The following is a 10,712-nucleotide window of genomic DNA, read 5'->3' on the forward strand; positions in this document are numbered from 1 at the left end:
CGCTTGCATTTATTGACCAGTTTTTTGCCGGTGCGCCTTCGATGGGGCGACCGTGCCAGGGGAGTGTTTCACGTGGCTGACTTGCCGACTGCAATTTTTCTGATGGGGCCCACGGCCTCCGGCAAGACGGATCTCGCCATCGAACTGTGCCAGGCGCTGCCCTGCGACATCATCAGCGTGGACTCCGCGCTCATCTATCGCGGCATGGATATCGGCACCGCCAAACCGAGCGCCGCCGAGCTGGCCCTGGCGCCGCACCGGCTGATCGACATCCTGGATCCCGCCGTGAGCTATTCGGCGGCGGATTTTTGCCGCGATGCGCTGCGGGAGATGAAAGAGATCGCCGACCGCGGCCGCATTCCGCTGCTGGTGGGCGGCACCATGCTCTACTTCAAGGCGTTGCTGGAGGGACTTTCTCCGCTGCCGTCAGCCGATCCGACCGTGCGGGCCGGCATCGAGGAGGAGGCGGCCCGCCTCGGCTGGCAGGCGCTCCACGACGAGCTGGTGCGCATCGATCCGGTGGCGGGGGCCCGCATCCACCCCAATGACCCACAGCGGCTCAGTCGGGCGCTCGAGGTGTACCGCATCAGCGGCAAGACCCTCACCGAGCTGACCCGGGTGCAGGGGGAGGGGCTGCCCTACCGGGTGGCACAGTTTGCCATCGCCCCGAAGGATCGCGCCGTGCTGCACCAGCGCATCGAACAGCGTTTCGACAAGATGCTGCAGAGCGGTTTCGAGCAGGAGGTGAGGGCGCTGTACGAGCGGGGGGATCTCACCCCGGATCTTCCCTCCATCCGCTGTGTGGGCTACCGCCAAATGTGGGACTACCTGGCGGGGGAAGTAGAGTATGATGAGATGCGCTATCGCGGCATTGTTGCCACCCGCCAGTTGGCCAAGCGTCAGATGACCTGGTTGCGCGGTTGGTCTGATGTGACCTGGTTGGAATCTGGTGAGTCTGACAATCTGGCAAGGGTCGTCGCCCGAGCTGGTCCGGCTTGACACTCCTGTATAATCAGGTTGTTATATTGAATATCCGGTGTTTAAAAACAACAAACTATAAGGAAAAGAAAGATGGCTAAGGGGCAATCTCTCCAAGACCCGTTTTTGAATGCGCTGCGCCGTGAGCGGATTCCTGTTTCTATCTATTTGGTGAACGGCATCAAACTGCAGGGTCAGATCGAATCGTTTGACCAGTTTGTCATTCTGCTGAAGAACACCGTGAGCCAGATGGTCTACAAGCACGCCATTTCCACCGTGGTGCCGGCCCGTGCCGTCAACCACCACCAGCACGCCCAGGGCGCCGCCGGTGAAGAGCAGGGTGAAGCCGAGGCGTGATATCCCGCGGCGAGCTCACTCGCCAACTCAGATCCATCATGATACCTGTCAAGGAGCAAGCGCTTGTTTGACCGTTACGAAGCTGGTGAACAGGCCGTTCTGGTACATGTCAACTTCAGCGATGAGGGGGAGCGGGAGGATCTGGACGAGCTCAAGATGCTGGTGAGCTCGGCCGGGGTCAATGCGCTGGCGGTGATCACCACCAGTCGCAGTGCACCCAGCGCCAAATTTTTTGTCGGCAGTGGCAAGGCAGAAGAGATCGCGTCCCAGGTCCAGATGCTGGATGCGGATGTGGTCATCTTCAACCATGCCCTGACCCCCGCCCAGGAACGCAACCTGGAGCGTCTGTTCCAGTGCCGGGTGGTGGACAGGACCGGCCTGATCCTCGATATCTTCGCCCAGCGCGCCCGCACTCACGAAGGCAAGTTGCAGGTCGAACTGGCCCAGTTGCGCCATCTTTCCACTCGCCTGGTGCGAGGCTGGACCCACCTCGAACGACAGAAGGGCGGGATCGGTCTGCGCGGCCCGGGTGAAACCCAGCTTGAAACCGACCGCCGCCTGCTGCGCGAGCGCATCAAGGCGATTCTGCGCCGACTCGACAAGGTGGCCAAGCAGCGGGAACAGGGACGACGCGCCCGCAACCGCAACGAAGTGCCGACCGTTTCGCTGGTGGGTTACACCAACGCCGGAAAATCCACTTTGTTCAACCAACTTACAGATGCCAGCGTGTATGCTGCCGACCAATTGTTCGCAACCCTGGATCCCACCCTGCGTAAATTGGTGATCCAGGATGTGGGTGATGTGATCCTGGCGGATACAGTTGGATTTATTCGGCACTTGCCCCATGATCTGGTCGCGGCCTTCAAGGCGACGCTGCAGGAGACCCGCGAGGCGGACCTGCTGCTGCACGTAGTGGACTGCGCCGATGAGCAGATGCAGGAGAATATCGACTCGGTCCAGCGAGTCCTGGCCGAGATCGAGGCGGACGACCGTCCCCAGCTGATGATCTGCAACAAGATCGACAAGCTGAGCGATCGCCCGGCCGGTCTTGAGCGGGATGAGGCAGGGCGTCCGGTGCGGGTCTGGCTGTCGGCCCAGACCGGGGAAGGCAGCGAATGCCTGTTCCAGGCCCTGACCGAACTGCTGGCCGGCTCCATGGTCCATCACACCCTGCAGTTGCCGCCGTCGGCCGCGAGATTGCGCAGTGCGCTCTATCGGCTCAAGGGCATCGAGCAGGAAGGTTTCAGCGAGGAGGGGGATTTTGTCCTGGAGGTGCGCCTGCAACTGGCCGACTGGAACCGCCTCATGAAACAAGAAGGTGAGAGTTTACAACGCTTTATCAGGCATTGATGGGTCGATGAACATAAATGGTTTGCTGATTTCATCGCCCTCTGTGGCCCGATAGAGATGATATCCATCCGCATGTATTAATGGAGACGCTGATGGCTTGGAATGAGCCTGGTAACAATGGCAAAGACCGTGACCCCTGGGGGAACAACGGCAAGAATCAGGGGCCCCCTGATCTGGACGAGATGCTGCGCAAGGTGAGCCGTCGTTTCGGCGGCCTGCTCGGTGGCGGCAAATCCGGTGGTGGTGACGTGGGCAAATTTGGCCTCTCCATCGCGCTGGTGGTGGCCGTGGTGGTGTGGGTCGTCAGCGGCTTCTACACCATTCGCGAAGCAGAGCGGGGAGTGGTGCTGCGCTTTGGCGAGTACTCCCACAACGTGGATCCGGGCCTGCGCTGGAAGCCTACCTTCATTGATCGAGTGATTCCGGTGGACGTGGAGTCCGTCCGTTCCCTGCCGGCCTCCGGTTTCATGCTGACCCAGGACGAGAACGTGGTGCGGGTCGAGATGGACGTGCAGTATCGCGTGGTCGATCCCGAGCAGTACCTGTTCAGCGTGACCAACGCCGACGAGAGCCTGAGTCAGGCCACCGACAGCGCCCTGCGCTACGTGGTGGGCCACACCCGGATGGACGACGTGCTGACCACCGGCCGTGAGAAGGTGCGCCAGGAGACCTGGCAGGTGATCGACAGCATCATCGAGCCCTATCACATGGGCCTGCAGATCGTCGACGTCAACTTCCTGCCGGCGCGTCCGCCGGAAGAGGTGAAGGACGCCTTCGATGACGCCATCTCCGCCCAGGAAGATGAACAGCGTTTCATCCGTGAAGCGGAAGCCTATGCCCGCGAAGTGGAGCCGAAGGCCCGCGGCCAGGTCAAGCGTCTGGAGCAGGAGGCCGAAGCCTACAAGTCCCAGATCGTGCTGAAGGCCCAGGGTGAAGTGGCCCGCTTCAACGAGCTGCTGCCCCAGTATCAGGCTGCCCCCGAGCTGACCCGTGATCGTATCTACCTGGAAACCATGGAAGAGCTGTATCAACAGACCAGCAAGGTGGTGGTGGACATGCCGGCCGGCAACAACAGCATGATCTATCTGCCGCTCGACAAGCTCTCTGGCAAGGCCAATGCCGTGCAACCGGCGCGTCCGGCCGGCACCCCGGCAGTCGAGCCGACCCCGCCGTCCAACGAAGGGGCCAACTCCACGCCGACCCCGCTCCGTGGCGGTGACCGTTTCAGCTCAGGGAGAAACTGATAGATGAAGAAAATAGCTATTGGTGTCATCGCTGTGGCCGCCATGGTCTGCTTCTCTTCCGTCTTCATCGTCGATGAAGGCCAGAAAGGCATAGTGGTGCAGTTTGGCAAGGTGAAGCGGGTCGACTCCGGTGAGCCGCGACTCTATGAACCGGGCCTGCACTTCAAGGTGCCGCTCATCGACCAGGTGCGCAAGATGGATGCCCGCATCCAGACCCTGGAAGGCCAGGCGGACCGCTTCGTCACTTCCGAGAAGAAAGACCTCATCATCGACTCCTACGTGAAGTGGAAGATCGAGGACTTCTCCAAGTATTACCTGGCGACCGGCGGTGGCAACAAGATCCAGGCCGAAGACCTGCTCAAGCGCAAGATCAACAACGGTCTGCGTTCCGAGATCGGTAACCGCACCATCAAGGACATCGTCTCCGGCGAGCGCAGTACCGTGATGGAAGATGCCCTGATGAAGATGGCTCGCTCCTCCGAGCTCGGCATCAAGGTAGTGGATGTGCGCATCAAGCAGATCAACCTGCCGGTGGAAGTCTCCAGCTCCATTTATCAGCGGATGCGGGCCGAGCGGACCGCAGTCGCCCGTGAACACCGTTCACAGGGCCGCGAGCAGGCCGAGATACTGCGCGCCGACATCGACCGCAAGGTGACCGTCATGATCGCGGATGCCGAGAGCAACGCCCGCCAGCTGCGCGGTGAAGGGGATGCCGAGGCCGCCAGGATCTACGCCGACAGCTACAAGAAGGACCCGGAGTTCTTCAGCTTCGTGCGCAGCATGGAGGCCTATCGCAAGAGCTTTGCCGGTGGCAACGACCTGATGGTGTTGAAGCCGGACAGCGAGTTCTTCCGCTACCTCAAGTCGCCGCACGGTGACAATCAGTAAGCACCGAGTGGTGATCGCAAAGGGCCTGAGCATTCAGGCCCTTTTCCATGGTGAGGCTATTTCATGAGGAGGAGGGATGCTGACATCCATCCTGATGGGTCTGGGCTTGTTGCTGTTGTTCGAAGGGCTTGGCCCCTTGCTGGTGCCCAAGGCCTGGCAGCAGATGCTGCGGCTGCTGAGCGATCAGCCGCCTGAACAGTTGCGCCGCATCGGCGGCTGTCTGGTGGTGGCGGGGGCCGTCATCCTCTGGGTGCTGGGCCACTAGCCGCCCCGACGATAGAGCATGAAAAAAGAGGCCAATGGCCTCTTTTTTCATGGATGCGCAACTCGACTCAGGCGCTGCGTTGTACCGCCATGTGGGCCAGAGTGGCCAGGGCCTGCTTGTGCTGCGAATCCGGCAGGATGGCGATGGCGGCGATGGCCCTGTCGGCCTCTTCCCGGGCCCGCTCGCGGGAGTACTCCAGGGCGCCGGTGCGATCCAGGATGGCCAGGATGCGCTCCAGGTGATCCATGCCGTTGCGGTGCTCGATGGCGTCGCGCACCAGCTGGCGCTCTTCCGGGGTACCCACTTCCATGGCGCGCAGCAGCGGCAGGGTCGGCTTGCCCTCGGCCAGATCGTCGCCCACGTTCTTGCCCATCTCGTCGCTCTGGGAGCAGTAGTCCATGACGTCGTCGATGATCTGGAAGGCGGTGCCAAGATACTTGCCGTAGTCGGTCATGGCCTGTTCGATGGGGGCGGGCTGATGGGTCAGCACGGCGGCGAGGCGGGTGGCGGCCTCGAACAGCTTGGCGGTCTTGCAGTAGATGACCGTCATGTAGCTCTCTTCCGTGGTGTCCGGATCGTTGCAGTTCATCAACTGCAGCACTTCCCCTTCGGCGATGGTGTTGGTGGCATCCGACAGGATCTCCATCACCTTCAGATTGGAGAGCTCGCTCATCATCTGGAAGGAGCGGCTGTAGAGATAGTCGCCCACCAGGACGCTGGCGGCATTGCCGAACAGGGCGTTGGCGGTCTCCCGGCCGCGGCGCAGGTCGGACTCGTCGACCACGTCGTCGTGAAGCAGGGTGGAGGTGTGGATGAATTCGATGATGGCGGCCAGTTTCAGGTGGTCTTCACCCTCGTAGCCCAGGGCGCGGGCGGCCATCACGGTCAGCATGGGGCGCATCCGTTTGCCGCCGGCACTGACAATATAGAAACCCAGCTGGTTGATCAGGCTGACATCGGACTGGAGCCTCGCCAGGATCAGTTCATTGACCGCCGTCATGTCGGCGGCACAGAGCGCACGGATAGTCTGTTGGTCCATAAGTCTCGTAACGTGACGGCAGCATTTACTGCGTTTTTAGCAATGGCGGGGATTCTACACGATTTCACAATGGGTTACAGTTAGGCGTTTATTCACGGCGGCAGATATGCGCACAAAATAAACTTTTTGCTAAATTGGCCTTGCCTCGGCAAATCGTTCTGCGTAGAATGCCCGCCCATTGTTATAGGTTTTTGCGCGTGTCTGGCCTTGAGCAAAAGACACGCCTTTACGGAGTTAATCAAATGTACGCGGTATTCCAAAGCGGCGGAAAACAACACCGTGTGGCCGAAGGTCAAATCGTTCGTCTGGAAAAGCTGAACGTTGAGACTGGCGCTACCATCGACTTCAACGAAGTGCTGATGGTTGCTGCAGGCGACACTTTCAAAGTAGGTGCTCCTTTCGTTGAAGGTGGCAAGGTTGTAGCTGAAGTTGTGGCTCACGGCCGTGGCGAGAAAGTGACTATCGTCAAGTTCCGTCGTCGTAAGCACCACCGTAAGCAAGCGGGCCACCGTCAGTGGTTCACTGAAGTCAAAATCACTGGCATCAGCGCTTAATTAGAGGAGTCCGATAGATGGCACACAAAAAAGCTGGCGGTTCATCCCGCAACGGTCGCGATTCTGAAGCTAAACGCCTGGGCGTGAAGCGTTTCGGCGGCGAAACAGTTCTGGCTGGCAGCATCATCGTTCGTCAGCGCGGCACCAAGTTCCACGCTGGTGAGAACGTTGGTCTGGGCAAGGACCACACTCTGTTCGCTACCGCGAACGGTAAAGTGCAGTTCGAAGTTAAAGGTCCGCAGAATCGTAAGTACGTCAGCATCGTTGCTGAGTAATTACGGACCGCAAGGATCCGAAGCCCCGCCAACCTGGCGGGGCTTTTGTTTTTCTGATGAGTTTGACGAAAAAACGGCACGCGGATGAGCCGGCGCAGACGGGCCTCATCGGCCAGATGCGCCTCGCCCGAAGGGGCCCGTATCACTATAATTGCGTATCGGTTTTTCGAATTAAGGTGACGGTTACCTATGAAGTTTGTTGATGAAGTCCAGATTCGAGTCGATGCCGGTGACGGTGGTAACGGTTGTGTGAGCTTCCGCCGCGAGAAGTACATCCCGAACGGTGGCCCGGATGGCGGTGACGGCGGTGACGGCGGTGACGTCTATCTGGTTGCCGATGAAAACCTGAACACCCTGATCGACTACCGCTTCGAGCGTTTCCACGCCGCCGAGCGGGGCGAGAATGGCCAGAGCGCCAACTGTACCGGCCGTCGCGGCAAGGACAAGATCCTGCGCGTGCCAGTGGGGACCCGCGCCACCGACGAGGATACCGGCGAGCTGCTGGGGGATCTGACCAGCCATGATCAGAAGCTGCTGGTCGCCAAGGGCGGCTTCCACGGCCTTGGCAACACCCGCTTCAAGAGCTCGGTCAACCGGGCGCCGCGCCAGAAGAGCAATGGCACTCCGGGTGAAGTGCGCACCCTGAGGCTGGAACTGCTGCTGCTGGCGGACGTCGGCATGCTGGGCCTGCCCAATGCGGGCAAGTCCACCTTTATCCGCGCCGTTTCCGCGGCCCGTCCGAAAGTGGCCGACTACCCCTTCACCACGCTAGTGCCAAACCTCGGCGTGGTGCGTGGCGAGAACTCCCGTTCCTTCGTCATCGCCGACATTCCGGGTCTGATCGAGGGGGCCGCCGAAGGCGCCGGCCTCGGGATCCGCTTCCTCAAGCACCTGGAGCGCTGCCGCGTGCTGATCCACCTGGTGGACATCTGCCCGGTGGATGGCTCCGATCCTGCTGAGAACGCCGTCACCATAGTCCGGGAGCTGGAGAAATACAGTCCCGAGCTGGCGGGCAAGCCGCGCTGGCTGGTGTTCAACAAGATGGACCTGATCCTAGAAGAAGAGGCTCAGGAAGTGATGGACAGAGTCAAGGCTGCCCTGAACCACGAAGGTCCGGTCTACGCCATCACCGCCATCAGCAAGGAAGGCACCAAGAAGGTGTGCTACGACATCCTGGATCTGCTGGACACCATGCCCCGTCAGCTGGCGGAGGATGCCAGGGAAGCCATCGAGAAGGTGGAGTTCAAGTGGGACGACTACCACAAGAACCAGCTGGCCAAGGCGGAAGCCGACGCCCTGGCGGCTTCAAAGGCCTTTGATGACAGCCTGGATGACGATGACTGGGACGATGAGGACGACGACGGCGTCGAAGTGATCTACGTCCGCGACTGAGCCTCTCTCTCGTGACAAGACCGGAGCCCTGACAGGCTCCGGTTTTTTTATGGGAGGATCGACGGGATCACCCTATAGATATATTTCTCATGTCATTTATTGCCTGCCGGCCGCAACCCATTATACTGCGCACCTGAACTTAACCTGTATGAAACATTATGCTAACCATCAAAAATGAATTGATATGCATGACTGTTTTGGTTTGTTCTTATGGATGGTTCACCTGATAAAATATTTATGCCTGAAATAATGTATTAAAAGCTTGTTTGTGCAGTTTTTTGCGTTATTCTTGCGCCCGTTTGCCGGGTGAGGGCATGGATATGCAGGTGGCCTGGCTGAAGGAAAAGTCACATTTAAGGTTGTCTATCATGTTGGAAAAGACCCTGGAGGCACCGGCGATCCGCACTCGCCGCAACGTGCTGATGTTTTTGATCCCGTCGCTCATCGGGATCCTGCTGTTCATGACCCCGGTCATCTATGACGGCAATGTCACCATCCCCGTGGCCGTGCTGGCGAAGCTGGTGCAGACGGTGTTTGCCGACCACCTGGTCGCCATGGTCAGCGCCATCATCACCACCACCATGCTGATGACCCTGGTCGCCTGGCTGTTCAAGCCGGCGATCCTGGTGAGGCGCCCCTTCCTCAACAGCCTGTTCAACGTCTCCCCCTTCTGGGCCTGCGTGCGGGTGCTGGGGGGCATCTTCGTCTTGCTGACCTTCTTCGAGGCCGGTCCCGAGGCGTTGCGCTCCGGGGCGACCGGTGGCCTGGTGCTGCACGACCTGCTGCCCGTGCTGTTCTCGGTGTTCATCTTCGCCGGCCTGCTGCTGCCGCTGCTGCTGGACTTCGGCCTGCTGGAGTTCGTCGGCACCATGATGACCCGCATCATGCGCCCTGTGTTCCGCCTGCCGGGGCGTTCCGCGGTGGACTGCTTCGCCTCCTGGCTCGGGGACGGCAGCGTCGGCATCCTGCTCACCAGCAAGCAGTATGAAGGCAAGTTCTATACCCAGCGGGAAGCCGCCGTCATCGGCACCACCTTCTCCGCGGTCTCCATCACCTTCTGCCTGGTGGTGATCTCCCAGGTGAAGCTGGAGCACATGTTCGTGCCCTTCTACCTCACCGTCTGCCTGGCCGGCGTGGTGGCGGCCATCGTGGTACCGCGCCTGCCGCCGCTCTCCTGGAAGAAGGATGTCTACAGCGACGGCACCCCGCTGTGCCGCAAGCAGGAGGCGATCCCCCACCAGCACAGCGTGCTGAGCTATGGCTATCAGCGCGCCCTGGCCAAGGCCGACAGCATGACCGACATGGGCGCCGTGGCGCGGGAAGGGGTGAAGAATGCCCTGGACATGGTGTTCGGCGTGCTGCCTGTGGTGATGGCGATCGGCACCTGTGCCCTGATGCTGGCGGAGCATACCCCCATCTTCAACTGGCTGGGGGCGCCGTTTGTTCCCTTGCTGGAACTGCTGCAACTGCCGGAGGCAGAAGCAGCGTCCAAGACCATCATGGTGGGCTTCGCCGACATGTTCATCCCGGCGGTGCTGGCGTCCACCATAGAGAGCGACATCACCCGCTTCGTGATCGCCGCCATGTCGGTCACCCAGCTTATCTATATGTCGGAAGTGGGAGCCCTGCTGCTGGGCAGCAAGATCCCGGTCAAGCTGTGGGAGCTGTTCGTCATCTTCCTGTTGCGCACCCTGATCACCCTGCCGGTGATCGCCGGCGTCGCCCACCTGCTGTTCTAAGAGGCGGCCCCACACGAAAAACGGTCAACCTGGGTTGACCGTTTTTTTATGGGATTATGCGGGCTGGAGCGGCTCAGTGCGCCTCCGCCAGCAGGGCCTGACAGGCCGCCTCGTCCAGCTGCTGGGGGGCGAGGAAGCGCTTCGCATAGTCCCGCCAGATGCCGCTCTCGATGAAGAGGGCAAACAGGGCCGGGTCTATGTGATGCTCCTGCACCATCTTCTGCATGATGGCCAGGGACTGGGAGACCGTCTTGCCCGACTTGTAGGGGCGGTCGCTCGCGGTCAGCGCCTCGAAGATGTCGGCAATGGCCATGATGCGGGCGGGGATGCTCATCTGCACCCCCTGCAACTGGCGCGGATAACCGGTGCCGTCCATCCGCTCGTGATGGCCTCCCGCTATCTCCGGCACCTTGCGAAGGTGCTGGGGGAAGGGGAGCCGCTCCAGCATGCGGATGGTCTGGATGATGTGCTCGTTGATCTTGTAGCGCTCCTCCTCGGTGAGCGTGCCTCGGCCGATGGCGAGGTTGTAGTGCTCGCCCTTGTTGTAGAGGTGGGCGGGCACCCGCACCTTGAAGCCCCAGGGGTTGTGGCGGGCGAGGTTGTCCTGGGCAGGGCGGGGGATCAGGTGAAC

12 protein-coding genes are annotated in these 10,712 nt (G+C 60.7%); 10 read left to right on the forward strand and 2 right to left on the reverse strand.

Annotated features, from left to right (window positions below):
- Positions 1–81: 81 nt before the first annotated feature.
- The 6 genes from miaA to BN1132_RS14015 all read left to right on the forward strand — a co-directional run bounded on the left by miaA (position 82) and on the right by BN1132_RS14015 (position 5,082).
- Positions 82–999: a tRNA (adenosine(37)-N6)-dimethylallyltransferase MiaA gene (miaA, locus tag BN1132_RS13990; RefSeq protein ID WP_084202939.1), complete on the forward strand. Its 918-nt coding sequence runs from the start codon at positions 82–84 to the stop codon at positions 997–999.
- A gap of 72 nt (positions 1,000–1,071) precedes the next feature.
- On the forward strand, positions 1,072–1,335 hold the full coding sequence (gene hfq, locus BN1132_RS13995) for an RNA chaperone Hfq (RefSeq protein WP_005304228.1): 264 nt from the start codon (positions 1,072–1,074) through the stop codon (positions 1,333–1,335).
- A 63-nt stretch (positions 1,336–1,398) separates the two neighbouring features.
- Positions 1,399–2,685 (forward strand): ribosome rescue GTPase HflX, encoded by a 1,287-nt coding sequence (gene hflX, locus BN1132_RS14000; protein ID WP_042078327.1) that lies wholly within the window; start codon positions 1,399–1,401, stop codon positions 2,683–2,685.
- Between the two features lie 92 nt (positions 2,686–2,777).
- On the forward strand, positions 2,778–3,929 hold the full coding sequence (gene hflK / locus BN1132_RS14005; protein WP_042078329.1) for an FtsH protease activity modulator HflK: 1,152 nt from the start codon (positions 2,778–2,780) through the stop codon (positions 3,927–3,929).
- 3 nt (positions 3,930–3,932) lie between these two features.
- The gene (gene hflC, locus BN1132_RS14010) at positions 3,933–4,817 is read left to right on the forward strand and encodes a protease modulator HflC (protein WP_042078330.1); all 885 of its coding nucleotides are present in this window, start codon (positions 3,933–3,935) and stop codon (positions 4,815–4,817) included.
- 76 nt (positions 4,818–4,893) lie between these two features.
- Positions 4,894–5,082 (forward strand): DUF2065 domain-containing protein, encoded by a 189-nt coding sequence (locus BN1132_RS14015; protein WP_042078331.1) that lies wholly within the window; start codon positions 4,894–4,896, stop codon positions 5,080–5,082.
- Between the two features lie 67 nt (positions 5,083–5,149).
- On the opposite strand, the gene ispB is transcribed toward BN1132_RS14015, so the two are convergent.
- Positions 5,150–6,121: an octaprenyl diphosphate synthase gene (gene ispB / locus BN1132_RS14020; RefSeq protein WP_042078333.1), complete on the reverse strand. Its 972-nt coding sequence runs from the start codon at positions 6,119–6,121 to the stop codon at positions 5,150–5,152.
- Between the two features lie 242 nt (positions 6,122–6,363).
- On the opposite strand from ispB, the gene rplU reads away from it, so the two are divergent.
- From rplU to BN1132_RS14040, 4 genes are all read left to right on the forward strand, one after another.
- Positions 6,364–6,675 (forward strand): 50S ribosomal protein L21, encoded by a 312-nt coding sequence (gene rplU, locus BN1132_RS19705; protein ID WP_005304210.1) that lies wholly within the window; start codon positions 6,364–6,366, stop codon positions 6,673–6,675.
- A 17-nt stretch (positions 6,676–6,692) separates the two neighbouring features.
- Positions 6,693–6,950 (forward strand): 50S ribosomal protein L27, encoded by a 258-nt coding sequence (gene rpmA / locus BN1132_RS14030; protein ID WP_010673199.1) that lies wholly within the window; start codon positions 6,693–6,695, stop codon positions 6,948–6,950.
- A 189-nt stretch (positions 6,951–7,139) separates the two neighbouring features.
- Complete coding sequence (gene cgtA, locus BN1132_RS14035) at positions 7,140–8,342, forward strand: Obg family GTPase CgtA (protein WP_042078334.1); 1,203 nt, start codon at positions 7,140–7,142, stop codon at positions 8,340–8,342.
- A gap of 368 nt (positions 8,343–8,710) precedes the next feature.
- Entirely contained in the window at positions 8,711–10,081 is a 1,371-nt protein-coding gene (locus tag BN1132_RS14040; protein ID WP_042078336.1) for a YjiH family protein, read from the forward strand.
- A gap of 73 nt (positions 10,082–10,154) precedes the next feature.
- Here BN1132_RS14040 and BN1132_RS14045 read toward each other — a convergent pair.
- Positions 10,155–10,712: HD-GYP domain-containing protein (locus BN1132_RS14045; protein ID WP_042078338.1), on the reverse strand; the 558-nt coding region annotated here is incomplete at its 5' end.

The sequence above is a fragment of the Aeromonas sanarellii genome (genome assembly GCF_000820085.1).
Classification (GTDB): Bacteria; Pseudomonadota; Gammaproteobacteria; order Enterobacterales; family Aeromonadaceae; genus Aeromonas; species Aeromonas sanarellii.